Raw genomic sequence first — 26821 nt, 5'->3', positions numbered from 1 at the left:
AAATCCCCCTCCTTTGATAAAGGAGGGGTTAGGGGAGGATTATTTTTCAATTATAGCAATGCATCAATCTATCTCTTGCGCAGTAATACTGCTTACCTTTAGTAAAGGGAGACTTCTTTTAAAGTAATTCAATCGCCACAGCTGTCGCTTCACCACCACCAATACACAGGGCTGCAATCCCTTTTTTTCCACCGGTACGTTTTAGTGCATGAATCAAAGTCAGGATAATACGTGAACCGGTTGAACCCACAGGATGACCGAGTGCACATGCACCACCATTGATGTTGACTTTTTCAGGGTCTAGCTTGAATTCATCCATTGGACACATGGTGACCATGGCAAAGGCTTCATTGATTTCCCAAAGGTCGACATCAGAAGCGGTCCATCCGGTTTTATCCAGTACTTTCTGGATTGCACCGACTGGAGCAATGGTAAACTCAGATGGATGTTGAGAATTCGATGCATACGCCACAATTTTGGCTAAAGGATTTAAACCTTTTGCTGCTGCATTGTCAGCCGAGGTAATTACTAAAGCTGATGCGCCATCTGAAATCGAGCTGGCATTAGCCGCCGTAATCGTACCGTCTTTAGCAAACGCTGGACGTAAAGTTGGAATTTTATCGATGTTGGCATTAAATGGTTGCTCATCTTTATCAACAACCACATCGCCTTTGCGGGTTTTAACTGTTACAGGCACGATTTCATCAGCAAAGTAGCCTTCATTGACCGCAGTTTGCGCACGCTTTAATGAGCGAATTGCAAAATCATCCATCTGCTCACGGCTATAACCTTTGGTATTTGCCATATCTTGGGCAAATGAACCCATCAAGCGACCTGTTTCAGCATCTTCCAAGCCATCCAGAAACATATGGTCCTTGATTTCACCGTGACCCATGCGGAAACCGCCACGTGCTTTTGGCAATACATAAGGAGCATTAGTCATGGATTCCATACCACCGGCAACCACGATATCAGCAGAACCTGCTTTAATCATGTCAGCAGCCTGCATGACGGCTTTCATGCCTGAACCACATAATTTATTAATGGTCACAGCACCAGTAGAATCTGGAAGACCAGCTTGACGCATCGCTTGACGTGCAGGCCCTTGCTTTAAACCTGCCGGGAGTACACAACCCATAATGACTTCTTCAATATCCGCTGGTTGCAGACCCGCACGGGAAATTGCCTCTTTAATGGTGACCGCACCGAGTTCGGGCGCAGTTACACTTGCAAGACTACCCTGAAAGCCACCCATGGCTGTACGTGCACCATTGACAATTACGATGTCAGTCATTGTTTTCTCTCCGTATGAGTTTTAATCAATTTTTCAGACTTAAGCAGTATATTGAAAAAAACTCAGGATTGAAGCGTTAATCGCAGCGAAGCATAAACTGGATAGTTCTGTTAGCAAGACGAGAGACTTTCGATCCGGATATGGCCCATTTTGCTGAGTACAATACGCTGTTGGCTAGAAAGATGGGTAGAACAATAATAGAAACTACCATTTGAACCAATCGGCAAGGCAGTGTGCGCTTGATAAGTGACACTCGGTAAACTCAAAGTTCCTCGCCAACTCAGGTTGCCGTATTTGAGGTTAAGTACATCAATATGTAAAATTTGTTCGTCTACATCCACTTGCCTATTTTTATTTTTATCGATAAAAACCAGCATGTTTTTGTTCCATTGATTGGCTTGGCAACTGAGAGAATCTTGGCTCGGGCAAATCACAATATTTTGATGAAACACTGCAGCCTGGCTGCGTGCATAGCGATTAATTTGAGATAATTTGATCGGAATATTTTTGGCTTCCTGTTTGGATCGATATTCATGGAAGTACGGTAGGGCGATACTGGCGACAATTGCAATTAATGCAATACAGATAATTAACTCAACAATAGTGAACGCTCTTGTTATTTTTTTATACATAGAGTTACCTGATTTATATATTATTTTTATGATAAAGATGTTATTAATTATACGTTTTTTATGCTTTATTGAGCGTGTAAATCAGTACTTACTTAAGTTTCAAGAAAGCTGTTAAAAATAATTGGCAATCACAATAGGTCATTCAGAATAAAAAATTGAGTAAAAAATTACTGAATTACAACGGAAATTGTAAGTAATTTTGTCAATAATTTACTTGATTAGATTAATCAAGCACTTGGAAAAATAAAAAAGTGTTTGTATGATGCCATGTGAATAGCTTAAGAATAATACTGGGGTAATAAAAAGCCTATCTCAGGATGGCCTATTACGGGCTTGAGCTTGAACAACAATTGTTATCTCTGGAGGATAAATCCATGAAAATGAGTCGTATTGCTTTAGCTATGCTTGTAGCTGCACCTTTTGCTGCTGCCAATGCAGGCGTAACTGTTACTCCGTTGATGTTAGGTTATACTTTCCAAGACACTCAGCACAACAATGGCGGTGACGATGGAGAGTTAACCACCTTTGGTCAAATGGAAGATGATTTATTTGTAGGTGCGGCGATTGGTGTTGAATTAACGCCATGGCTAGGTTTTGAAGCTGAATATAGCCAGGTTAAAGGCGATATGACTGATCTACCTGGTGCTGAATACAAAGGTCAGAATATTGCGGGTAACTTCTATGCAACTTCTGATGTATTCACTGGTAACTATGACAGCAAAGTGAAGCCATACATGCTTTTGGGTGCGGGTCACTACAAATATGAATTTGATGGCGCTACAGATGCTGCTATTGGTCGTGCAGGTCGTGGTCTTGAAGAAGAAGGTACTTTAGGTAACGCTGGTGTTGGTGCATTCTGGCACATCAACGATGCATTAGCGCTACGTACCGAAGCTCGTGGTACTTACCACTTTGACGAAAAATTCTGGAACTATACAGCACTTGCTGGTCTTAACGTAGTTCTAGGCGGACGTTTGAAGCCAGCTGCTCCTGTTGTAGAAGTTGCTCCAGTTGAGCCTGTAACTCCGGTTGCTCCAGCTCCACAAGAGTTGACTGAAGACCTGAACATGGAACTTCGTGTGTTCTTTGATACCAACAAATCAAATATCAAAGATCAATACAAACCAGAAATCGCAAAAGTTGCTGAGAAGTTAGTTGAATATCCAAATGCTACTGCTCGCATCGAAGGTCACACAGACAACACTGGTCCACGTGCATTAAACGAACGTTTATCTCTAGCTCGTGCTAACTCTGTTAAATCTTCACTTGTGAACGAATACAACGTAGATGCATCTCGTTTGTCTACTCAAGGTTTCGCTTGGGATCAACCGATTGCTGACAACAACACTAAAGAAGGTCGTGCTATGAACCGTCGTGTATTCGCGACGATTACTGGTAGCCGTACTGTTTTAGCTGAACAACCAGCTCAATAATTCGTTATTGAATACTGATTAAAAAAGGCGACTCTCTGGAGTCGCTTTTTTTATGTCTGCATTTTGACTACACTTAGCCTGTTAAGATGTCGTTGAGTAAAAATATGAGTGTTGAAATTCCTGAAGACTTGCAAAATCTGGAAGCCAATGGCGGAATTTTTGCAATATGGATGATTTTTCATCATTATGGCATTGATTTGAATATTTCTGACTTAACTCAGCTCTGTCAGCATGATCTTGAAATGGGAAGCTCTAGCATCGCACTTGCGGTTGCCTTAAAAACACTGGGTTTGGATGTCGATTTTTATACTGAACATGATGCAGATAAACAGCCAATTGAAGTCGATTTCTATCAACAAGCCCATCGCTTAAATATTCCTGTTACAGAACAGCCATTGTCTTATACAGAAATTCAGGAAAATGTAGAGGCAGGACGTTTCGTGATTGTATTTTACGATACCCTAGAAGGTGTGGGTAATCATTCATTAGTTTATGCAATCGATGAAAATGAAATCAGCTTCTTTGATAGCTTTGAGACAATGCCGGCGCATGTGTTTGAGCAGCAACGTCGGGTAGGCGGAATTTGCCAGCAAGTGATTGTGATTGATGATCGCAATTTCGTGATGCGTCATAGTTAATTCAAGAAATAAAAAAATCAGCCCGTAAGCTGATTTTTTAATGAATAATTTTTTATTTTTAATGAATAATTTTTTATTCCTGATCAAGTTTCATGGGCTGTACATCCATCTCTTGATAAGATACTAGTTTAGTTTTTTTCTTCCATTTGTAGCCGAACCAAATGGCTAGGAATAGCGGAATACTGATATAGGTCGATAACACACCCATCCATTGACCAGACAAAACATCCTGATAGTTCTGTCCAAGGACGACAATCGCACAGAGGATAAACGCAAACCAAGGGGCGAAAGGAAAGAATTTAGCGCGATAAGCCAGATCTTCCAGTTTATATCCTTGTGCCAGATACCCTTTACGGAAACGGTAATGGGAAATGGCAATCCCGAGCCAGACGATAAAGCCACACATCCCCGACATATTCAGCAGCCAGTTAAAGACTTCCTGTTCACCAAAGAAAGTAGTCAGGAAGCACAGAGCTGCGATCGCCGTAGTGGCATAGAGTGCATTCATCGGCACACCACGCGGATCCAGACGTGCAAACATTTTAGGTGCACTACCTTTACGTGCCATATCAAACAGCATACGAGTAGACGAATACATGCCCGAGTTACCTGCAGACAAAATAGCGGTCAAGATCACCGCATTCATAATACTGGCGGCAAAGGCAAAACCGGCTTTTTCATACAATAAGGTAAATGGCGAAAGCGCAATATTATCTGTTGCAGCGGCCTGTAATAAACGTGGATCATTATAGGCAATCAAGGTGCCGATAATGAAAATACACACAATATAAAACAACAGGATACGCCAGAAAATCTGTTTGATGGCCACCGGGATGGTTTTCTTTGGATCTTTCGATTCACCTGCCGCCACACCGACCATTTCGGTACCCTGGAAGGAGAATCCGGCAATCATCGCCACGCCAATTAATGCCTGGAAACCACCGACAAAGGGTGCATCACCAATGCTCCAGTTAACAAATGCTTCCGCACCCGGGGTGAGCATGATCTTCACGATCATCCAGATTCCGATGATGATAAAGGCAATGATCGCGAGAACTTTCACCAGAGAAAAGAAAAATTCAGATTCGCCAAAGCCTTTTACCGTCAGGGCATTAATCCCGAAAATAATGGCAAGGAAAATGGCGCTCCAGTACACGCCCGGTATATCGGGAAACCAGAATTTCATAATGAACTGAACGGCAACCAGCTCAAAAGCTACGGTAATGGCCCAGTTGTACCAGTAGTTCCAACCTAAAGCGAAACCAAAACCACCTTCGACATATTTGGTGCCGTAAGTGAAAAATGCACCTGAGGTCGGATTGTGCGTGGCAAGTTCACCCAAGCTGGTCATCAGGAAATAAATCATGATCCCAATCAGTACATATGCAAGTAGTGCACCACCTGGTCCAGCATTGGCAATGGTCGCCCCTGAGGCCAGGAATAGACCTGTACCAATTGATCCGCCAATCGCGATCATATTCAGATGACGAGCACCCAGCTTACGCTGCAGCTGCATCGTGTTTTGCGTTTCGCTCATCATGATTCCTTAACATTTTTTTGAGTGCTGGCGAAGAGCACTTTAAAGCCTTGTTGATCCGCTTTTACTGTGCAGCGACCAAAGTTTTGTTCAATCAGGGTCGGGTAGTTCAAGAAACGGTTGGCCACAATCCAAAGCTCACCGCCCGATTTTAAATGACGACGCGAGGTTTTACATAAGGTTTCACTTGCCGTGTAATCGGTTTCGATTCCCATATGAAAAGGTGGATTACTGACAATGGCATGCAGGAATAACGGTGCATCCTCAATGCCTGTAACCGCTTTGATTTCAATCTGTTCAGGAATGAGCTGGTTTTCTTCAAATGTCATTTGGGTAGAAGCCAGTGCAAAGGCATCAACATCCATGGCAAAAATCCGGTTTTTCGGATTCAACTTTGCCAGATATGCGCTAATCACACCTGCACCACAACCAAAGTCAGCGATTTTACCTGAAGTGATTTGTGACAAATAAGGTAATAGCGTGGCAGTTCCTACATCCAAACGGTTTTGACTAAAGACGCCTGGAAGTGCACAAATAATTAAGTCGCCATTTGGTGTCGAAACGGTATAACGCTGCGCCCAGTCTGCAAGTGCTTTTTTCTCGACCGTATGCTCTAGAACCAATTGCCAAAGCTGGCAATGACGTGCGCTGTCAAGTTTGAGAGTTTTACCAAAAGGCTGCAACTGTTTGGCTGCGCGTTCTATCCCGCCTTTCTTTTCACCGACCAGAAAAATACTGCTGCCCGGTTTAAGCTGCGCTGCCACATTATGCAATAAATAATTCAACAGTTCTTTAGACTTGGGTACAAAAATAACTGCCTGATCAAACTCAGCTTCAGGCATCTCTGCACCAAAATGCACATCTGCTTGTTGTGACTGGAAATATTGAAAATCATTAAAATTCCATGTCCAGACAGCGGGATTGATAGAGGCATCGAATTCAGCGAGCAGATCATCTGTTGGTGCATTAATCAGTAAGATGCGACCCGACAAAAAATCATATTGTCTTAATAAAACTTCGCTTTTAGGATCCATAGGTATCTCTCCAATATAAAGAACACTGCCTAAGTCTGACCTAGACAGTGTTCTTTGGACATGAAATTACTTCTTTGTTTCAGGAAGTACTACATTCAGAATAAGGGCAGCGATACCACCAGTAGCAACGCCTGAGCTAAAGATATTACGGAATAACTCAGGAAGATGCTCAAGAATTTGTGGAACTTGTGCAACACCTAAACCCAGCGCCAGTGAAATCGCAATGATCAGCAGGGCACGACGGTCCAAATGAACACCAGACAGGATGTTAATACCAGAGGCTGCGACTGCCCCAAACATCACCATCACTGCACCACCCAGTACCGCTTGTGGAACGGCCTGAATAATACCAGCAACTGCAGGCAGCAAACCAAGAATAACCAGCAAAGCAGCAATCCAGATGCCGACATAACGGCTCGCTACACCTGTTAGCTGAATCACACCATTGTTCTGTGCAAATACTGAACTCGGGAAGGTGTTAAAAATACCGGCAAGGAATGAATTCGCGCCATTCACCAGTACACCACCTTTAATGCGCTGCATCCATTTTGGACCATCAACTGGCTGGTTGGAAAGCTTTGAAGTCGCAGTGATATCACCAATCGCTTCTAAAGACGTCACCAGATAAATGAATGCCATTGGAATAAACAGGCTCCAGGAGAAGCTTAAACCGAAATGCATTGGGGTTGGAATCTGTACCAACGGTGCATCTTTTAGACCAGAGAAATCCAGATGCCCCATAAAGCCCGCCAGAACATAACCACAGATTAGGGCGATCAAAATGGCAGAACTTTTTACCCAGGTAATCCGGATACGGTTCAGAATAATAATCAACGCCAAGACGGTACAAGACATGATCAGGTTGTCAGCATTGGCAAAAGTTTTATCGCTCATGGCCTGATAACCACCGCCCATACTGATTAAACCTTCTTTAATTAAGGTCAAACCAATCAGCAGCACGACAATTCCGGTCACCAGCGGTGTAATCAGTTTTTTGATCCAAGGCAGAATTTGTGACACGCCCATTTCAATAAATGCACCTGCAATCACCACACCAAAAATAGAAGCCATTACTGCTTCTACAGGTGTACCTGCAGCCACCATGGCTGAACCAATACCAATAATTGGACCGATAAAGTTAAAGCTGGTTCCTTGGACAATCAGCAGACCGGCACCAAAAGGTCCGACTTTTTTAGACTGTAAAAAAGTTGCGATGCCCGAGATCACCAAGGACATGGACAAAATCATGTTGGTGTCTTCTTTGGAAACACCGAGCGCTAAACAAATCAGCAGGCCAGGAGTCACAATCGGGACAATAATCGCTAATAAATGCTGGAATGCAGCTAAAAAAGCAATCAGTGGTTTTGGTCGATCTTCCAGACCATATACCAGGTCGAGTTGATCTTTAGAAGGAGGAGATTGATTAAAATCAGACATGTGTCAATGCAAATTAAGTCTGGGTGGCGCTATTCTAATCGAGTTACACGTCTTTACAAAATCAAAAAAGCCCCAACTGGGCAAAAAAAGTTGAGGAGTGTGGTTACAGTGACTATAAAAGTTTTGTATTTTTCTGTATAATTTGCCCTCAAATTACATACGCATTGAATTTACATGTCAGATATTAAAACTCTCCGTAACATCGCCATTATTGCGCACGTCGATCATGGTAAAACCACTCTTGTAGACAAACTTTTGCAACAATCAGGTGCTCTCGGTGATCGCGCGGGTGAGATCGAGCGTGTCATGGATTCTGGCGCTATTGAAAGCGAACGTGGTATTACCATTCTTGCAAAAAACACTGCAATCAAATGGTTAGATGAACGTACCAATACTGAATACCGCATTAACATCGTGGACACCCCGGGACACGCCGACTTCGGTGGTGAAGTTGAACGTGTAATGTCGATGGTTGACTGCGTACTTCTTCTTGTAGACTCACAAGAAGGCCCGATGCCACAAACTCGTTTCGTAACGCAAAAAGCGTTCGCACGTGGTTTGAAACCAATTGTGATTATTAACAAAGTGGACAAGCCAAGCGCGCGTCCAGACTGGGTAATTGACCAAGTATTCGATTTGTTCGACAACTTAGGTGCTTCTGACGAACAGTTAGACTTCCCAGTTGTTTATGCTTCAGGCCTTCGTGGTGTGGCTGGTCCTTCTCCAGAAGAACTTGCTGAAGATATGACTCCGTTGTTCCAAACGATCGTAGACATCGTTGAACCACCAGCGGTTGACGTTGATGGTCCATTCCAAATGCAAGTATCTTCACTTGACTATAACAGCTTCGTAGGCGTTATCGGTATTGGTCGCATCCAGCGTGGTTCAGTGAAATTAAACACACAAGTAACTGTAATCGATAAAGATGGCAAAACACGTAACGGCCGTATCTTAAAAATCATGGGTTATCATGGTCTAGATCGCGTTGACGTTGAAGAAGCTTCTGCAGGCGATATCGTTTGTGTAACGGGTATCGATGCACTCAACATTTCTGACACCATCTGTGATCCGAAAAATGTTGAAGCTTTACCTCCATTGTCTGTAGATGAACCTACAGTATCGATGACATTCCAGGTAAACAACTCACCGTTTGCTGGTAAAGAAGGTAAGTTCGTAACTTCACGTAATATCCGTGAACGTCTAGACCGCGAATTGATTCACAACGTAGCATTACGTGTTGAAGATACTGATAGTCCAGACCGTTTCAAAGTATCTGGTCGTGGTGAACTTCACCTTTCAGTTCTGATTGAAAACATGCGTCGTGAAGGTTTCGAAATGGGCGTATCTCGTCCACAAGTAATCATTAAAGAAATTGATGGTGAAAAACAAGAGCCATACGAAAACGTTACTTTTGACGTTGAAGAACAGCACCAAGGCGCTGTAATGGAACAAATGGGTCATCGTAAAGGCGAAATGACCAATATGGAAGTTGACGGTAAAGGCCGTATCCGTATTGAGGCAACTGTTCCTTCACGCGGTCTGATTGGTTTCCGTTCTGAATTCCTGACCATGACTTCTGGTACAGGGATCATGACGTCTAGCTTCTCGCACTACGGTCCAATGAAGCAAGGTACTGTTGCGAAACGTCAAAACGGTGTACTGATTTCTATGGTTCAAGGTACTTGCCTGGGCTATGCACTGTTCACACTTCAAGACCGTGGTCGTCTATTCGCGAAACCACAGTTAGAAGTTTATGAAGGTATGATCATCGGTATTAACTCTCGTTCAGACGACATGACAGTTAACCCGACTAAAGCAAAACAGTTAACGAACGTACGTGCTTCTGGTACTGACGATGCGTTAACGCTGGTTCCTGCGATTGAATATACGCTTGAGCAAGCGCTTGAGTTTATTGAAGATGATGAACTAGTAGAAGTAACACCTAAGTCAATCCGTATCCGTAAGCGTTTCTTGACTGAAAACGAACGTAAACGTAACCGTTCAGGTAAATAATCGCTAGATTATTTCGGGTTTTCAAAAACCGTAATCTTTTCGAAGATTACGGTTTTTTTATATTTACGTTATGCTTAAATCATAATTTACTAAAACGCATTAAACTAAGTCAAAATTAAAAGTATTTATTCAGGTATAATTTGACCCAAAACTTGAAAATAACATATGGGAGCAGTTATGAGCATTATTCAAGAATTTAAAGAGTTTGCGATCAAAGGCAACATGATGGATCTGGCGATTGGTGTCATTATCGGTGGTGCTTTTAGCAAGATCATCGATTCATTGGTGAAAGACATCATTATGCCTCTAATTACCGTGATCACCGGTGGTGGCGTCGATTTTACGCAAAAATTCTTTATCTTGGGAAGAAACCCAGACAATTTACAATCTCTGGATGCTTTGACTAAGGCGGGTGTGAATGTACTGACTTACGGTAACTTTTTAACGATTTTAATTAATTTCTTAATCTTGGCTTGGGTCGTATTTTTATTGGTGAAGTTCATGAACCGTTTACGTAAACAAGAAGGCCCAGTCGAGGAAACTCCGACTACCCCAGCCGATATTGAATTACTGCGTGAAATTCGTGATGAATTGAAAAAGCGTCCACAAGCATAATTCAGTGTATCAAAATTTTCTCTCTCCTTTTAGGAGAGGGTTAGGGGGAGGTGAAACTATTTCTTTAAGAATAAAATAACCTCCATCCCCTTGCGGAATATTGCTTAAAAATCCATCCGAAACTTAATTTCGACCAAATGAAAACCAAACTGGCTTTTAACCGGGCCATGTAATACACGTTCAGCGGCAGTAAATACCAGTTTATCAATCACTGGAACCAGTTGGCCTTTCTTCACTTCACCTAGCTCACCGCCACGTTTGGCAGAATTACAGGTTGAATACTGTTTTGCGATTTTATTAAAGTCGGCACCACTTAAAATCTTCTTTTTAAGCTGCTCAGCGGTTTCTTTATCTTTAACCAGAATATGACGCACAATGGCTGTTTTCATGACTTTTTCCCTCGTACAGTTGACACTTTTTTGACAGGGAGATGGATCTTTTTCAAAGGTTGGCATTCAGGACAAAAAACTGAAGCCCGTTGCCCCAATTTAATATTTTCAAGCGTGGTCTCGCAGTTCACACACATTTCACCGGCACGGCCATAAGCTAGCAGGGTTTGCTGAAAATAGCCATTTTCGCCCATGGCATTGGTGTAGTCTCTTAAGGTTGAACCACCCAGATCAATTGCCTGTTTCAAAATGCGCTTAATTTCCAGCACTAACTTTTCAATCTGCATCAAGCTTAAAGTCGAGGCCGGTTGCGCCGGATGAATCCCCAGATTAAACAGACTTTCAGTCGCATAAATATTGCCTACGCCCACCACCACATGGTTATCCATAATTGCAACTTTGGTGCCAACATTTTTATTCTTCAATTTTTCAAATAAATACTTGGCATTAAAGTTCTCGCTTAAGGGCTCTGGCCCCAGCGTATCGATCAATTTGCTTTGTGATTGTGCATCCAGCCAAAGAATGCAGCCAAAACGGCGAGGATCATGATAACGCAGTTCGATATCTTCAAACTGAATGATTAGATGGTCATGTTTGCGTAATTCTTCATTGCTCTCGCATAGACGGAAACTCCCCGACATGCCTAAATGCCAGAGCATGGTGTCGTGTTCAAACTCCGCCAGAATATATTTAGAACGGCGAGTGAGCTTCAGTAATTTTTGCCCCACCAGCTTTTCTATATTCTCCGGAATAGGCCAGCGCAAACTTGACTGACGTACTTCAACACGTTTTACGCGTTGCTCTAATAAAGGCAATAAACTGGTTTTGGTGGTTTCAACTTCTGGTAATTCAGGCATAACACATCAGTGGCGAGGGAGATGCAGCTAATATTGGGTGAATTGGCTGGGATTGCAAGCGTTAATCTGGGTGAAATCGCTGGAAAATGACTGGGTATTTCATATTTATTTAAGCTGTAATTGCTTAAAGAATAAACTGGGTTTCTATGTTTTTATAGCGAATTTTCTTAGAAGTAAATCGAATGGAAATTATCAATACATTATAAGCTGATGAAAAATATATAAATAATTTAAGATTTTTTAAATAAAAATTATATTTTTATGTTTAAGACATAACTAAAAGTTTAATGAGTAATAAAAAAAATGCTGGGAATTTGTATGAAAAGTTATGTAAATTCATGCACCTAATAGCAATTTAAAAACCTTGCTTGTTTTTCTCTCCGAATGTTTAGGTTTTACATGAAATATTTAGGTCTAGCTCTATTGCCTTTAATGGCTGCCATGACAACCGCTCAAGCGGAATCTGCATTTGATCCACAAGGTCAATATTTACTGGGTGACTGGAATGGTCAACGTACAGAACTGGCCCAACAGGGAATTAAATTTGAAGCCAATCTGTTAACCGATACCGCCTATCTTGCTGATGGTGGTCGTAATGAGGGCGCAGATCCATTAACTTCTGCCCAATTATGGCTAGGTACTCAACTGGACATGGAAAAGCTGGCAGGATGGAATGGCGTCACCGTACGTGCCGTGATGAGTGCACGTCAGGGTCAAAGTACCTCTGTCCGTGACTTGCAGGATCCTAGTGCACCGCAACTGGCCAATGTACAAGGTACTTTCGGACGTGGTAATCAGGATAGCCGTCTGAGCGAGCTGTCTATTGAAAAGAATTATAAAGAGCAGGGACTCAGTATTAAGGCGGGTCGTCTTGGTCTGGGCATGGACTTTAATGTCATGGCTTGTGATTTTGCCAGTACTGCATTTTGTGCAGCGCAAATGGGAAAATGGCAGGGCAATATCTGGATGAATACGCCTGTAGCACAATGGGGTGCGCGCGTGAAGCAGCAACTCAATCCTGAACTTGCAGTACAAGTCGGTGTGTATGAGTTTAATCCAGATAATGGTAATGGCGCTAAAGAAGGTCAGGGCTGGAGTCTGGATACCGACCATGCCGATGGCGTGACGATTCCGGCAGAAGTAATCTGGACGCCGAAATCATTGGTGAATGGCTTGCCGGGCAGCTACCGTGTCGGCGGGATGTACAATACTGCCGATGATGTTGCCAACCAAAAGGATATTGCCAATCCTACTGATGCCAAAAACCGTACCTTTGCCGGCTGGTTAGCTGTAGAGCAACAGTTAACGTCTACAGGTCAGGGCCGTCAGGGTTTGCATTCATTTGCCAACTTTACCTGGCATGACCGCGATACCAATAAAGTGGATAATTCACAACAAATCGGTGTGAAATATATCGGTCTTGCGGACAGTCAACCGAACGACATTTTAGGTCTGGCGGTCAACCGTGTGCATGTGAATGATCGCTTTGCTGATTCACGGCCAGCTTTCAATGCTGATGCAGAATACAATATTGAACTGAACTATAGCTATAACACAACAAAGTGGCTGATGCTGCGTCCAAACCTGCAATATGTCATTAATCCAGGTTCAAGCAACAATGTGGATGATGCACTGGTACTCGGTTTGACTACACGAATCATCTTCTAAAGTTTGATCGTTCACGTTATAACTAAACAGGCTCTTGGGAGCCTGTTTTTATTTCTAGAGTGAAACTGTGCAATAAAAAGAGGAAATACAGCGTGGCATTACTATTTCAACCTATTCAATTTGGATCACTGCAACTTCAAAATAAAATCGTAATTGCGCCGATGTGTCAGTACTCTGCAACAGAGCAGGGGGAAATTACCTATTGGCACGAGCAGCAATGGGCTAACTATGCCTTATCGGGTGCAGGTTTATGTATCGTCGAAGCGACTGCGGTACAGCCAGAAGGCCGGATCAGTTATGCCGATCTGGGGTTATGGAATGACGAACAGGCAAAGCAGATCAAGACTTTACTAGAAAAAGTCAAATCCATCTCCCCGATGCCTTTTGCCATTCAGCTCGCACATGCCGGACGTAAAGCTTCCACAGATAAACCATGGGCAGGTAAAGGTCAGTTTAAGCCGAATGAAGCACATGGCTGGCAAACTGTTTCTGCCAGTGATATTCCTTTTCAGGCCGATGAACATCCACCTAAGGCATTAAGCCAGTTGGAAATTGAGCAGGTCATTGCTGACTTTGCAGAAAGTGCCAAACGTGCAGTTGAGGCTGGTTTTGACCTGATTGAGCTGCATGCAGCGCATGGTTATTTACTGCATCAGTTCATGTCACCACTTTCCAATAAACGTGATGATCAGTATGGCGGTTCACTGGAGAACCGGATGCGCCTGACTCTGGAAGTATTACAAGCCATGAAGGCGGCGGTTCCAGACGGTTATCCGATTGGAGTGCGTATTTCGGCCAGCGACTGGATGGATCAGCCAGATAGCTGGACCATTCACTCTTCAATTGAATTGTCCAAAGCACTGGAAGCTGCGGGTGCTGCCTATATTCATATTTCTAGTGCCGGTTTACATGCCAAACAGAACATTGATGTGAAGCCGAATTATCAGGTGCCTTTTGCAGATGCGATCAAGAAAGTCGTGAATATTCACGTGATTGCCGTCGGTTTGATTACTGAAGCTAAGCAGGCAGAAGATATTTTACAAAAGGGCCAAGCCGACGCTATCGCACTGGCTCGTGCCATTCTTTATGATCCCCATTGGCCTTGGCATGCAGCGGCAGCACTTGAGGAAAAAATCAAGATTTCACCGCAATATCTGCGCTCTGCACCCCATGGTTTGAATCACCTGTTTGAGCCTTTTTAACACTGCTTTAGTCTCAGAAATTCTTATAATGGAATATCACTGGCAAGAGGATACTGCATTATGATTTTTGCGGTCATTGTGCCCATATTTTTATTGTTGGCGCTGGGTTATCTGACTGTAAAGAGTCAAGTGTTAAACAAAGAACAGGTGGGGACGGTCGGTGCCTTTGTGATTAAAGTAGCCTTGCCCTTGCTGTTCTTTCAGTCCCTTGCCTCCAAAGACCTGCATGAAATCTGGTATTTTGAATACTTTGCCGTGTATAGCAGCGTGACCTTACTGCTCTATGGTAGCGGTTTCTGGATCATGCGCCGTCATTTTCAGAATACGCATTCGCAAAGTGCAGTCTTGTCGCTGGGTGCTGCAATGTCAAATACCGGGCTGATTGGTACAGCTGTGCTTAGCTTATTGATCGGACAACAGGCGATGACCTATACCTCTCTGGTGGTCATCATTGAAAGCGTGTTGCTGATTCCGCTGGTGCTGGTCATGGCTGCGCTGGGCACACAACATCAGGCGAACCTTGGCGCCATTTTGAAAAGTGTGCTACTGACCTTGCTAAAGAATCCCTTATTTATGGGAGTGATGCTGGGCATGGCCTGTGCAGTTTTCCAGATTAAAATTCCAGTCTATCTCGATCAGGTCTTTGCCTTGATTGGTCAGACGGCCTCACCATTGGCCTTGTTTGCCATTGGAGGTGGGATCGTGGGAATGAGTCTGAAATATGTCAACCTGCAAAGTTTCTATCTGGTATTTTCCAGCAATATCATGATGCCGTTATTGATGTATCTGGGACTGAGCCAGTTAACTGATTTAAGTCAGGAAATGGTCCATGCTGGTACGCTAATTGCAGCTTTGCCGATGCCGACGATTTTTGGCATGCTGGGACAGGCGTATGGTTTGAATGATCGAACCTTAACGCCATTGTTGATGAGTACTATTGTCGGTTTTATCGTGACCAGTGGCTTAATTGCCTTGTGGTGGGGATAATCTTTTAGCAGATGGATGCTCTGCTACTAAAAAAAGCCCCAAATTGCATGGGGCTTTTTATATTTTAATTTTGTGGAATTAACTTAACTTTTCTTCGCATGCGCTTTTTTCTGCTCAGCCAGCATTTTGTCTACCGCTGCCAAAGACTCTTTGGCCTGCGGAACATTTTGCTGCGCCAATGCAGCAAAGATTTTCTTAGCTTCTGGCAGATTTTGCGGAACAATACTGCCATTGGCAAACATATTACCTACTGCCATCAGCGCCGGAATATAACCTTTTTTGGCGAGTTCCTGAATGCTGCTTAGGCCTTGCTGAATCGGTTTTTCATCTTTGTTTTTGAAACCGCTGCTGATGTCATATAAGGCTTTGGCATGAATGGCCTGCATATTGCCTTTGCTGATCAGCGGTTGCAGCTTTTGTAGTCCGGCTTTATTTGACGCTGTCGTATTTTCAGAAAATAGCAGTATGGCCAGATCAATGCTGGCATCATCAAATTTGGCTGCTGAAGCGCGTTCCAGATGCTGTTTGGCTTTGGCCAAATCCTGTTTGAGGCCGAGTGTGCCGGCTGCATAGTTTTTACCCAGTACATAATTGGCCACCGGATAGCCTTTGCTGGCTGCCTGCTCGTAAAGCTGAATGGCTTTTTTCTCGTCCTTGGTTGTACCTTGGCCGGTTTGGGTCAAATAGCCTAAGTTATATAAAGCTTGGGCATTTCCCTGACTGGCCAATTGATTCAAAGCGTCATAGGCACCTTTAAAATTATTGGCTTTGACCATGGCCTCAACTTTTTGGAATTGGGGATCGACTTGATCTTTTACGGTATTTGCCAGAGCGAATTGCGCAGAAAGGGCAAGAACTGTAGCGAGTACTAATTTTTTCATGGTTCCTATAACCTTATTATTGCTGGCACCTTATTCCTTGGTGCCGTTTTAATCATTTTCACTTACATCATAAAAGGATTTTGTGCTTTGTAAATATACAATTTGTCACTAAATACAAATCATCGAAGCACAATATACCGATTAAATCGATGCATGATTTGCACAGGTTTCTGATCAATCCTGCAGATATCAAAAGGATTACTTTGCTTCAGCCGACTTCTCTGATTAAATCTCGGTTTGAATCAGACTCCCAGGATTTAACCATGTTTGTCAAAACCATTAAACGTCACTATGACAGAATCAATGCTGATGAATCGATTGCCGATGAAGACAAGATTGATGCGCTGCTGATGAAACTTGGTGCAGAGTTTTTGATGAGTCAGGAAGACCGAGTATATGTCTTTCAAAAAGGTGAACTCACGGCAAAGTTTGATGCCAAACATGCGCGGGCCTATCATTTTAAAGATTATGTGGTAAAAGACATGAACAAGCTGTTTCATGGCTTCTAAAATAAAAAAGCCAAGAATTTTATCTTGGCTTTTTTATGAGTTATGCAGTGATTATTGCGGACGCGTTACATCACCGCTCAAAGCTTCAGGAAGCTCCAGAACTTCGAGACCTAGCTCAGCCAATGCTTCAGGTTTTGCCACGACTAGCGCTTTATAACCATTTTCAATCGCGATGCTATTGACGATTTCAACATCATTATTCAGTTTGGTCGCAACATCAGGCGCGGCACCTGTGCCTTGAACCAGATGTAACCAGTGTTTTGGCTTGGCTTTAAACCATAAACGCGCAATCACTTCCTGACCCAGATAGCAACCCTTGTCGTAGTGAATGCCTTCGCGTTGATGCAAACGTAATTCTTGTGGTTGAAACAGGGTTGCAGTGGCAGCCTGAATCCAGGCCTGACCTGATTCAATGGCTTGCTGTTCCCACATCGTCACATCGGTTTCAGTCGCCACAAAGTCAGTATGAATGCCATTGATGACTGGATAAACTGGACCGACCAGTTCCAGTTTCATTTTTGAAAAGGCACCAAATTTTTTAATATGATTGGTCAGTTCCGTAGCCTGATCTTCAGTGCTGACGATTTCAAAACTTTCCGGACTGATTTTTTTAAGCCACAAGCCAAATTGAATGCGTCCTTTCAGACTGCAGATCGCAGTATAGCGTGTCTGGTTTTCCGCCAAAGTTTCAGTATTCAAAGTCACCTGACCTTGAAGGAATTTTTGTGCATCTACACCATTCAGACTAAACAATGTAAAAGCAGGAGACGCTGCCATAATAAGCCCCGGTTTGAATACTATAAATCAATGCAGTTATTGTGCAGCAAGCATCAAATAGAGGCAAACAAAAAAGCCAACAATCGAAATCATTGGCTTTTAGTGAGCGGATCTTTAGTGGTGATGGCTAGCCGGTAATGGTGAATCACAAGGGAATTTGCCTCCACAGACTCGTACGGTTTCCATCATGCCCTGATCTTCATGGTCAAGGATATGACAATGTTGTACGAAGTCACCTTCAAATTTCTTGTAATGGCTGCGGACAATATAGGTATAGTTTTGTTTTACAAAAAGTGTGTCCTTAAACTGTCCTTTCATGCCACGGTATTGCACATCATCCAGAACTGGATTTACCGGATCTTCTGGGGCTACTGCCTCACTGACATCCTTACCTTGAGGATTCAAAATTTTAACAATCTGGAACGGGTTAACATGAATATGGAACGGATGACCACCAAAACCAGCGCTGGTCAGTTCCCATTCATCAGTCTGTCCAACTTGTAACTGACGGACATATTCGCCATCTACTGAACCATCTCCATCAAAGAAATCTCCAAAACTCAGTGTATCTCCATCTTTTTTATGTCGGAAGCCAAATTTAAATATGCCAGTTCTAGGGTCGGGGCCGAGCGAAAAAGCACTATATTGTTTTGGTCGGGCAGCAACTATTTTATCAATTTCCGGCGTCATCAGTGATGGATGATCACTAAACGCAGAAAGATTAAGCTGAGATAACTGGGTCTGGATGTCTTTGCTTAAACCAATTTTTTGTGCCCGATCTTTCAGGAACTGTGCAGCAGTCTGAGCTTTGGTCTTGGCTGCTTTGACATTGACCCATCCAAGCAGTTGGGCATTGAGGCGGTGATTTGGAGCAATTTGAGGACCTACATTGGGTAATGGCGCGTTAATTTCATCATCGATATTCAATTTGGTGTCAAAAAGGCAGTATCTATTGGTGGTCGGAAAGGCAACCATTGCATCATGACGATAACCAGGATGGAACATGGACAGGGTTCTGGTCTGTACATGATTCATGGTTAAGCCATCTTGCGCGATGGTATGCACATTCAGGCTATTCAGCTTCTCAAATTCAGCTTTCTTGTCTGCCTCCTGATAGGCTGAACAGGCTTTAATGGTTTGCTCTGCAGTAAACTTACTGGAGTCAGGAATTTCCTTAATGATTAAACCAATAGTATCGCGTACACCGCCATGAATCATGCGCCAGCGGTTAAATACATTCTGTTCAACCTTCATTTCTCCCACAATTTTACCGTTGATAGACGTGTAGTAATTCTGGTTGGTCCAGAAGCCGCCAATAGACAGGTCATTATAATTTTCTAGCATGCCTACACCTTCACCTTCACAGTTATTGGGAACAGCAAATGTGACATTAGGATCGGGATTGCTACAGCGATATTGGATTTGCTGGAACAACAGGATGTTTTCGTTGGGGTAACTGTTTTTTTCTTTCCATAGAATATCCATATCTCCAGTTGAAGTGACTTTGCCATTTTTGACTTTTGGTGTTCTTGAGCCTTCAATAATCAATGGGCCTGCCATGCCATTCGACACCTGAAGAGCAGTTGAGCCATGCAGATGGGCATGATACCAGTAAGTCCCTGCAGGATGATTCGGTTCCATTTTGAACTCATAATCAAATTTTTCCTGAGGTTTGAATTTCAGGAAAACATTATCACTATTGCCTTGAGGACTGACCCAGAAGCCATGGGTATGCAGGTTGGTGGTATTAAAGCAGTGTGGTTCATTTACATTCTCGACATGAGTTGGACAGGTTGTTTCTGACTCGGGTGGAAGCTGGTTATTCAGGTTAAGCGCCATGGTTTCACCCTGTTTGACCCGAATCTGTGGCCCGACCAATTGATCCTCAACATATTCACCAGTTTTTTTCTTATCAAATAAACTGGGTTTGGTTAAATAGCCTCTCAGCAGCACCTGATCCCATAAGCCGTTTCTGGGGTTATAGAGCTTGTTAGTCTTATAGGCCACGATCAGCTCATATTTGCCTTTGGCACTTTTCGGTAACAGGGGTGGGTTGCTAATCAAGCTGTCTGATGTTGTCGGAACGGGATGTAATGGCTTGGGTGGAGGTGTGGGGTGTGAGGGATGAGAGGGTTGGGACGGGTTAGGGGGATTTGACGGCGGCGATGGATTTTTTGTTCCATCCCAACCGCGAGCTAAGAGCGTCAAAATGGCGGCTATAGCTCCGAATATTGCGATTTTCAACATTTCAGTTCTGCCTGTTATGGTTATTGTTTTAATGTGAGGATTACGAATAATGTGATATGCGTCACACTGAGCTTCTGATAGTTTTGGAAAATCTGCTATCCCAAATTAGGGGATTGAAATTTTGCTAAATGCGGCGGCAGGACAGGCCTAGGAAAACCAGGGAGACTATATTTTTTTATCTTTAGAAAAATGCAAATAAAATTAATTATTTATTAATGATATTAGTGGTTTATATTAATAATAAAATAAAAATTTAGAGAAATATTTTGCAACATAAGACTAAAGAATGAGGCGAATTATTCAGATTTTTTTAGCAAAAGACCGCTTTAAAGCAAAAATTCTAAAGTCTATGTAACAAATTCTTGCGAAAATACCGATTTTTATAATTAAGTATTTGAAAAATATAAAATTTGGGAAATGCTATTTGTGCAGCGTACAATGCTGCTATTACAAAAGTAACTCATCAATATCTATTGATGAATAAAAATAGAGATAAACGAGGGCAGGCAAGCTTATGAACAACAACTACCGTAAACCGCTGCAATCCACCCAGCTGGAATATTATGACGTGCGACAGGCCGTAGAAGATATTCAGCCAGGCGCATATGCCAAACTTCCTTATACTTCCAAAGTCCTGGCAGAGCAGTTGGTGCGTCGTTGTGATCCTGCCATTCTGGAACAGTCTTTACGCCAGCTGATTGAGCGTAAACAGGAACATGATTTTCCCTGGTATCCGGCACGTGTAGTGTGTCATGACATCTTGGGGCAAACGGCACTGGTCGACCTTGCCGGTTTACGTGATGCGATTGCAGAACAGGGCGGTGACCCGTCTAAAGTCAATCCGGTAGTTCCAACTCAATTGATTGTCGACCATTCACTGGCGGTTGAGTTTGGTGGTTTTGATCCGGATGCCTTTGAGAAAAACCGTGCCATTGAAGACCGTCGTAACGAAGACCGTTTCCATTTTATTGAATGGACTAAAACCGCGTTTGAAAATGTTGATGTAATTCCTGCGGGCAATGGCATCATGCACCAGATCAATCTGGAGAAAATGTCTCCGGTGATTCAAAACCGTGATGGTCTGGCATTCCCGGACACCTGTGTCGGTACAGATTCACATACGCCACATACAGATGCTTTAGGTGTGATTTCAATTGGTGTGGGCGGTCTTGAAGCTGAAAATGTGATGCTTGGTCGTGCGTCTTGGATGCGTCTGCCTGATATCATTGGTGTGGAATTGGTAGGTCAGCGCAAGCCGGGTATTACCGCAACGGATATCGTCTTGGCATTAACTGAATTCCTGCGTAAAGAGCGTGTGGTTGGCGCATATTTAGAATTCTTTGGTGAAGGTGCTGACAGCATGTCGGTGGGTGATCGCGCCACGATTTCCAACATGACGCCTGAGTATGGCGCAACGGCTGCGATGTTCTATATCGACCAGAACACCATTGATTATCTGACCTTGACCGGTCGTGAGCCTGAGCAAGTCAAACTGGTCGAAACTTATGCCAAAGAGATCGGGCTTTGGGCATCGGATATGACCCAAGCGGAATATCCACGTGTGCTGCATTTCGATTTATCGACTGTGACACGTAATATCGCTGGCCCATCGAATCCGCATGCACGTGTATCAACCTCTGACCTGAAAGAAAAAGGTATTGCCGGTAATCTAGATGCTGCTCGCGCACAAGAAGCAGAAGGCTTAATGCCAGATGGCGCGGTGATTATCGCGGCGATTACCTCTTGTACCAATACCTCAAACCCACGTAATACGGTGGCAGCCGGTTTGCTGGCGCGTAAGGCCAATGAATTGGGCTTGGTCCGTAAGCCTTGGGTAAAATCTTCTTTTGCACCGGGTTCTAAAGCGGCTGCTTTATATTTGGAAGAAGCAGGCGTACTTAAAGATTTAGAAAAATTGGGCTTTGGTATCGTGGCCTATGCATGCACGACCTGTAATGGGATGTCGGGTGCACTCGATCCAAAAATTCAGCAAGAAATTATCGACCGTGACCTGTATGCAACAGCGGTGCTTTCGGGCAACCGTAACTTCGATGGACGTATCCATCCTTATGCGAAGCAGGCATTCTTGGCTTCACCGCCTTTAGTGGTGGCTTATGCGATTGCCGGTACGATTCGTTTTGACATCGAAAAAGATGCTTTAGGAAACGATAAAGACGGCAATCCGATTTATCTGAAAGATATCTGGCCATCGGATGAAGAAATTGATGCGCTGGTGAAAGTTGCTGTAAAACCAGAACAATTCAAAAAAATCTATATTCCGATGTTCGACTTGGGTGTGAATGAAAAAGCAACAAGTCCGCTGTATGACTGGCGTCCACAAAGTACCTATATCCGTCGTCCGCCGTATTGGGAAGGGGCTTTGGCTGCACCGCGTACATTATCGAATATGCGTCCGCTGGCGATCTTGGGCGATAACATCACCACCGACCATTTGTCACCATCGAATGCCATTGTGCTTGACAGTGCTTCAGGTGAATACCTGAAAAAAATGGGCGTGCCTGAGGAAGACTTTAACTCTTATGCAACGCATCGCGGTGATCACCTCACGACGCAACGTGCGACTTTTGCCAACCCGAAACTGTTTAATGAGATGGTAGTGCGTTCAGACGGCACGATCAAGCAGGGTTCGAAAGCGCGTGTGGAACCTGAAGGCGAAGTAATGCGGATGTGGGAAGCGATTGAAATCTACATGAACCGTAAACAGCCGTTGATTATTATTGCTGGTAAGGATTATGGTCAGGGTTCGAGTCGTGACTGGGCAGCGAAAGGTGTACGTCTGGCAGGTGTAGAAGCAATTGTCGCTGAAGGTTTTGAGCGTATTCATCGTACCAATCTGGTCGGTATGGGCGTGTTGCCGCTTGAGTTTAAGCCGGGTACAGATCGTAAGACTTTAGGTCTTGATGGTACAGAGCTGTATAGCGTGATTGGTAATATTGCGCCACGTTCGACTTTAACTTTAGTGATTGAGCGTTCAACCGATGATGGTAAGAACCAGATTATTGAAGTTCCAGTCACTTGTCGTCTGGATACTGAAGAAGAAGTACATGTGTATGAAGCGGGTGGGGTATTACAGCGCTTTGCACAGGATTTCTTGGAAGGAAATGTGGCTTAATCTTTTTTTTTTAATCACCCCTAGCCCCTCTTTGAAAAAGAGGGGAACTCCCTACTTTTTTAAGGAGGGTTGGAGTGGATTAAAGTTGTTGATATTGTTTAAAAAAGACCCTACTGTGAAGTGGGGTTTTTATTTAGAGCATTAATGTCTTTATCAAGAAAATACAAACAGGTACTTTTCTTTTTAAACTTAAGCAATTGAGCTTCCTCAATGATTTGATGTGGTTCTAGGATTTTAGACCACGCCTATAAGTGATAATCTACTCCCCAATAAGCATGGGAAATGCTTGTTTTTGGAGTCAACCATGACACGAAGAAAACGTCGTAATCATTCAGCAGAGTTTAAAGTTAAAGTTGCTCTCGCAGCAATTAAAGGCGACCACACACTCGCTGAACTTTCTACTCAATTCGATTTACATCAAAACCAAATCATCGATTGGAAAAATCAACTGCTTGAGCAATCAGTCAATATTTTTTCACGACCAACAGCACAACAAGAACCAGAGATTGACCTCAAAGCTCTACATGCCAAGATAGGACATCAGGCATTGCAAATTGATTTTTTAGAAGGTGCGCTCAGAAAAATAGGGCAGCTGAGCGGCAAAAAATGATCGATAAGACCCATCAACTTTCGGTACGACAACAATCGCAATTGATTCAAATCAATCGCAGTACGTTGTATTACAAGCCCAAAGAGATTTCATCAACTGATTTGAGTTTGATGCGTCTAATCGATGAAATTCATCTCGACTACCCATTTATGGGCAGTCGAATGATACGAGATATGCTACAGCGTCAAGGACATCAAATAGGTCGGCGTAAAGTCCGACGTTTAATGCGCTTGATGGGAATACATGCCTTGTATCCAAAACCCAATACCAGTAAGCCTAATCTTGCACACCGTATTTTCCCATATCTGTTGAAAAACATGGTCATCGATCACTCTAATCAAGTCTGGTGTACAGATATCACGTACATTCCTATGGCTAAAGGCTTTGTCTATCTGTGTGCAATTATAGATTGGCATAGTCGTAAAGTACTGGCTCATCGAGTATCGATCAGTATGGAAACAGACTTTTGCATAGATGCGTTGCAAGAAGCAATTGTGAAATATGGTTGTCCAGAGGTGTTTAATACAGACCAAGGCAGTCAATTCACAAGCGAGGCATTTTTGAATGAGTTAAAATTGCGAAATATCCGTATCAGTATGGATGGGAAAGGACGATGGATGGATAATGTGATGATTGAGCGTTTATGGCGCAGCGTGAAGCATGAGGAAGTCTATTTGAAGGCTTACGATACGGTTAAACAAGCGAAACAATCAATTGCTGAATATTTGGATTTTTATAACATGATACGTCCTCATTCAAGTTTGAATAAGGCAACACCGGATGAATTTTATGATCAACATTTACTAAAAGTAATGGCAGCATAATTTAAATATTTAGAGCGGATTTATCACTTATAAAACTGAATTGAGTGGTCTAATTAACGGAACCACATTAGATTAAAGACGTCTATAACTTTAAGGGAATATAAAATTTCATATGGCTATGGTGATAATTTTGTATTAACGCACTGCGCTATACTTGGCCTTATGCATCACTTATCTCAATGTTATTAAACTAGTTAACTTGAAAAAAATAATAAATTATCACTTAATTAATAAGTTACTAAATAATAATTAGAAATACTACTTTGCCCAAACGACACTATCATTTACAAAAATGGACAATAGACATTCATTACCAGAGGGTTATACTAGTCAGACCATTTCTAAAACCATGGAGAACAAAGATGGTTACTGCTGGCGAAAAACCCGGAACAGGCTTCTATTTTTGTGTTCAATGCGGACACCGCACCTACTTAGAAATTGGTACTGATCGTTTACCACCGTGTACCAAATGCCAAGGCAATCAATTTAACAATAAGAATGCCTAAGCAAAACAACTCAAACAGTTACCCTCTGTTTTGAATGAAAGCCCTATTACTCGATAGGGCTTTTTGCTATTTAAACATCCCTATTTATAGTTTAAGATTGATTGAAAAATAATCAATAAAACCCCATCTAAAACTCTAGATTCAAAGTATTTAGGGCAGCTCAATTGCAACATTATCTTGATCTTAATCACGACTCAGGTGTTGCCAATTACGAGATTGGTAACGAGTTTATTCGCGTTCAATTCAAAAAAACCTCGAAAGTTTATACCTATAGCTATAGCAGTGCCAGTTATCAGCATGTCGAAAACATGAAACAGCTCGCTCAATATGGGGATGGGCTAAATGCCTATATCAATCATCATACCCGACAGCTTTTTGTACGTTAAAACTGGTCTGCTTCTTGCTTCAGTGAAAGTCCTAGAAGGCAAATATTTTCTAAAGGATAAATATCTGCCTAGAAATAGTGCAAGTGCATATATTAAAAAGAGGGCTATCACCTATGGATATTCAACAGCACGCGCCAGAATCAGGAAAATTAGATAAAAAAGCCCATTTCTATTCTGCATGGCCGCTGATCCTGATTCTTTTTGGGGGCGCGATTGGCTCGTTTTACGCTGTGATCGCTTATCTGCTTAATCTGAAAATTTATAGTTCTGAACTGACCAGGCTCAACAAGGTCTTGGCCAATCTTCTGTGCGGGATGTCAGCGATCAGTGCCTGGTGGTTTAGTGCGCAATGGATTCAGGGAACATTCTTTCAATAAAATAGTAATTATTTCCTGAATATAAATTGCAATAAAGTCTCATTTTGGCGAATAAAAAAGCGTAAAAAATAAGAAATGGAATTTATTTCTCTATATTGGGGTTAATAGTGAAATAAATTTTCAGATTTAATCGAAATTAAAAAAACATAGGAAATTAATCCCGTCCATCTTTGCCTAATATAGCTTTCAAGGGTGTGATGGGATCGGAAAGAGTAGCATGCTGTGAGCGGCGCAAAACGCGAGTGCAGTACGAACCCAAAAGGTCTCGATCCGGCTTAGGACGCTATAGACCAAAAGTTTATAGGCTATAAGATCAGGTCTTACAAAGAATGATAGTTGAAGTAAACCATTGCGAGTTTTCCCAACACCCTAAAAAATTCTCTAGTAATATACGCAGAATAAAAAATTAAAATAAATATAAATCATAAATTTAAGAAAAATATCTAGCTGCGCAAGATACAAATAAGCCCTTCATTTCTCAACATGATCTGTTATTTTAAAACATCAGCTGCCCCTTAGGGGAATCCTCATGAATCTCGATATCTGGTGTCGCTTTTTACTGTTTTGCACACTGATCAATTATGTCATTCTCATGATCTGGTTCGTGGTCTTTGTCTTTGCCCGAAACTGGATGAAACAGGTGCATGGAAAATGGTTTCAGCTGTCAGATACCAGTTTCGATGTGATTCATTATTCAGGGATGGCGCTCTATAAAATTGGGATTCTGCTGTTTAACCTGACGCCGTTAATTGCAATCTATCTGATAAATCAAGGTTAAGTACGATGTTGTGATTGAATCTTCGAGTGATAAAAATAAGATTGAATTAGTATCATT

24 protein-coding genes are annotated in these 26821 nt (G+C 42.6%); 14 read left to right on the top strand and 10 right to left on the bottom strand.

Annotation, left to right across the window (positions count from 1 at the left end; genetic code table 11):
* Nucleotides 1-118: 118 nt before the first annotated feature.
* Both I6L24_RS00765 and I6L24_RS00760 read right to left on the bottom strand, forming a co-directional pair.
* Nucleotides 119-1294 (bottom strand): thiolase family protein, encoded by a 1176-nt coding sequence (locus tag I6L24_RS00765; RefSeq protein ID WP_005252742.1) that lies wholly within the window; start codon nucleotides 1292-1294, stop codon nucleotides 119-121.
* A gap of 110 nt (nucleotides 1295-1404) precedes the next feature.
* On the bottom strand, nucleotides 1405-1926 hold the full coding sequence (locus tag I6L24_RS00760; protein WP_005252739.1) for a GspH/FimT family protein: 522 nt from the start codon (nucleotides 1924-1926) through the stop codon (nucleotides 1405-1407).
* Between the two features lie 374 nt (nucleotides 1927-2300).
* Between I6L24_RS00760 and omp38 the strand changes: the two genes are divergently transcribed.
* Together omp38 and I6L24_RS00750 are read left to right on the top strand one after the other, a co-directional pair.
* Nucleotides 2301-3359: an outer membrane protein Omp38 gene (gene omp38 / locus I6L24_RS00755; protein ID WP_005252738.1), complete on the top strand. Its 1059-nt coding sequence runs from the start codon at nucleotides 2301-2303 to the stop codon at nucleotides 3357-3359.
* Nucleotides 3360-3463: 104 nt separating this feature from the next.
* Nucleotides 3464-3997 carry a cysteine peptidase family C39 domain-containing protein gene (locus tag I6L24_RS00750; RefSeq protein ID WP_005252735.1) on the top strand — a complete coding sequence of 178 codons (534 nt, stop codon included), beginning with the start codon at nucleotides 3464-3466 and terminating at the stop codon, nucleotides 3995-3997.
* Nucleotides 3998-4070: 73 nt separating this feature from the next.
* Here I6L24_RS00750 and I6L24_RS00745 read toward each other — a convergent pair whose 3' ends face one another.
* The 3 genes from I6L24_RS00745 to I6L24_RS00735 form a co-directional block, all read right to left on the bottom strand.
* Nucleotides 4071-5534 carry an amino acid permease gene (locus tag I6L24_RS00745; RefSeq protein ID WP_005252733.1) on the bottom strand — a complete coding sequence of 488 codons (1464 nt, stop codon included), beginning with the start codon at nucleotides 5532-5534 and terminating at the stop codon, nucleotides 4071-4073.
* A complete protein-coding gene (locus I6L24_RS00740) occupies nucleotides 5534-6568 on the bottom strand; it encodes a methyltransferase (protein ID WP_005252731.1) in 1035 nt (344 codons plus the stop codon). Before I6L24_RS00740 ends, I6L24_RS00745 begins: the two co-directional genes overlap by 1 nt.
* Nucleotides 6569-6634: 66 nt before the next feature.
* Nucleotides 6635-8005: a uracil-xanthine permease family protein gene (locus tag I6L24_RS00735; protein ID WP_004281715.1), complete on the bottom strand. Its 1371-nt coding sequence runs from the start codon at nucleotides 8003-8005 to the stop codon at nucleotides 6635-6637.
* A gap of 174 nt (nucleotides 8006-8179) precedes the next feature.
* Here I6L24_RS00735 and typA point away from each other — a divergent pair, with 174 nt between their 5' ends.
* Both typA and mscL read left to right on the top strand, forming a co-directional pair.
* The gene (typA, locus tag I6L24_RS00730) at nucleotides 8180-10018 is read left to right on the top strand and encodes a translational GTPase TypA (RefSeq protein ID WP_004281716.1); all 1839 of its coding nucleotides are present in this window, start codon (nucleotides 8180-8182) and stop codon (nucleotides 10016-10018) included.
* 177 nt (nucleotides 10019-10195) lie between these two features.
* Nucleotides 10196-10633, top strand: coding sequence for a large conductance mechanosensitive channel protein MscL (mscL, locus tag I6L24_RS00725; RefSeq protein ID WP_005252728.1), 438 nt, complete (start codon nucleotides 10196-10198; stop codon nucleotides 10631-10633).
* 104 nt (nucleotides 10634-10737) lie between these two features.
* Here mscL and I6L24_RS00720 read toward each other — a convergent pair whose 3' ends face one another.
* The gene (locus I6L24_RS00720) at nucleotides 10738-11022 is read right to left on the bottom strand and encodes a peptidylprolyl isomerase (protein ID WP_004281718.1); all 285 of its coding nucleotides are present in this window, start codon (nucleotides 11020-11022) and stop codon (nucleotides 10738-10740) included.
* Nucleotides 11019-11879, bottom strand: coding sequence for a bifunctional DNA-formamidopyrimidine glycosylase/DNA-(apurinic or apyrimidinic site) lyase (gene mutM, locus I6L24_RS00715; protein ID WP_005104147.1), 861 nt, complete (start codon nucleotides 11877-11879; stop codon nucleotides 11019-11021). Before mutM ends, I6L24_RS00720 begins: the two co-directional genes overlap by 4 nt.
* A 399-nt stretch (nucleotides 11880-12278) precedes the next feature.
* Between mutM and I6L24_RS00710 the strand changes: the two genes are divergently transcribed.
* The 3 genes from I6L24_RS00710 to I6L24_RS00700 all read left to right on the top strand — a co-directional run bounded on the left by I6L24_RS00710 (nucleotide 12279) and on the right by I6L24_RS00700 (nucleotide 15736).
* Nucleotides 12279-13547, top strand: a complete 1269-nt coding sequence (locus I6L24_RS00710) for a carbohydrate porin (protein WP_005252726.1) — start codon at nucleotides 12279-12281, stop codon at nucleotides 13545-13547.
* A 92-nt stretch (nucleotides 13548-13639) separates the two neighbouring features.
* Nucleotides 13640-14749, top strand: coding sequence for an NADH:flavin oxidoreductase/NADH oxidase (locus tag I6L24_RS00705; RefSeq protein WP_216986271.1), 1110 nt, complete (start codon nucleotides 13640-13642; stop codon nucleotides 14747-14749).
* A 60-nt stretch (nucleotides 14750-14809) separates the two neighbouring features.
* A complete protein-coding gene (locus tag I6L24_RS00700; RefSeq protein ID WP_004281722.1) occupies nucleotides 14810-15736 on the top strand; it encodes an AEC family transporter in 927 nt (308 codons plus the stop codon).
* An 83-nt stretch (nucleotides 15737-15819) separates the two neighbouring features.
* Here the strand turns inward: I6L24_RS00700 and I6L24_RS00695 are convergent, their stop codons facing one another.
* Nucleotides 15820-16617 carry a tetratricopeptide repeat protein gene (locus tag I6L24_RS00695; protein ID WP_085064227.1) on the bottom strand — a complete coding sequence of 266 codons (798 nt, stop codon included), beginning with the start codon at nucleotides 16615-16617 and terminating at the stop codon, nucleotides 15820-15822.
* Between the two features lie 263 nt (nucleotides 16618-16880).
* Here I6L24_RS00695 and I6L24_RS00690 point away from each other — a divergent pair, with 263 nt between their 5' ends.
* The gene (locus I6L24_RS00690; protein ID WP_004645929.1) at nucleotides 16881-17126 is read left to right on the top strand and encodes a hypothetical protein; all 246 of its coding nucleotides are present in this window, start codon (nucleotides 16881-16883) and stop codon (nucleotides 17124-17126) included.
* A 51-nt stretch (nucleotides 17127-17177) separates the two neighbouring features.
* On the opposite strand, the gene ygfZ is transcribed toward I6L24_RS00690, so the two are convergent.
* Entirely contained in the window at nucleotides 17178-17903 is a 726-nt protein-coding gene (ygfZ, locus tag I6L24_RS00685; protein ID WP_004281725.1) for a CAF17-like 4Fe-4S cluster assembly/insertion protein YgfZ, read from the bottom strand.
* A gap of 114 nt (nucleotides 17904-18017) precedes the next feature.
* Entirely contained in the window at nucleotides 18018-20150 is a 2133-nt protein-coding gene (locus tag I6L24_RS00680; RefSeq protein WP_005252718.1) for a multicopper oxidase family protein, read from the bottom strand.
* 514 nt (nucleotides 20151-20664) lie between these two features.
* On the opposite strand from I6L24_RS00680, the gene acnD reads away from it, so the two are divergent.
* The 6 genes from acnD (at nucleotide 20665) to I6L24_RS00650 (ending at nucleotide 26764) form a co-directional block, all read left to right on the top strand.
* A complete protein-coding gene (gene acnD, locus I6L24_RS00675; RefSeq protein ID WP_004281727.1) occupies nucleotides 20665-23283 on the top strand; it encodes a Fe/S-dependent 2-methylisocitrate dehydratase AcnD in 2619 nt (872 codons plus the stop codon).
* A gap of 304 nt (nucleotides 23284-23587) precedes the next feature.
* Nucleotides 23588-24717, top strand: a protein-coding gene (locus I6L24_RS00670) for an IS3-like element ISAcsp5 family transposase (protein WP_155857500.1) whose coding sequence is annotated in 2 segments (ribosomal slippage) — nucleotides 23588-23840 and nucleotides 23840-24717 — 1131 coding nt in all. Because the reading frame shifts where the segments join, the coding sequence is not laid out codon by codon here.
* 362 nt (nucleotides 24718-25079) lie between these two features.
* Nucleotides 25080-25223, top strand: coding sequence for a zinc ribbon-containing protein (locus I6L24_RS00665; RefSeq protein ID WP_004645925.1), 144 nt, complete (start codon nucleotides 25080-25082; stop codon nucleotides 25221-25223).
* A gap of 164 nt (nucleotides 25224-25387) precedes the next feature.
* Entirely contained in the window at nucleotides 25388-25609 is a 222-nt protein-coding gene (locus tag I6L24_RS00660) for a hypothetical protein (RefSeq protein ID WP_004281729.1), read from the top strand.
* Between the two features lie 113 nt (nucleotides 25610-25722).
* Nucleotides 25723-25986, top strand: coding sequence for a hypothetical protein (locus I6L24_RS00655; RefSeq protein WP_004281730.1), 264 nt, complete (start codon nucleotides 25723-25725; stop codon nucleotides 25984-25986).
* A gap of 529 nt (nucleotides 25987-26515) precedes the next feature.
* Entirely contained in the window at nucleotides 26516-26764 is a 249-nt protein-coding gene (locus tag I6L24_RS00650) for a DUF6868 family protein (protein ID WP_004281731.1), read from the top strand.
* Nucleotides 26765-26821: the final 57 nt, after the last annotated feature.

This window comes from Acinetobacter lwoffii (assembly GCF_019048525.1).
GTDB classification, from domain to species: domain Bacteria; phylum Pseudomonadota; class Gammaproteobacteria; order Pseudomonadales; family Moraxellaceae; genus Acinetobacter; species Acinetobacter lwoffii_K.
This window is presented reverse-complemented; position numbering and strand designations above follow the sequence as displayed.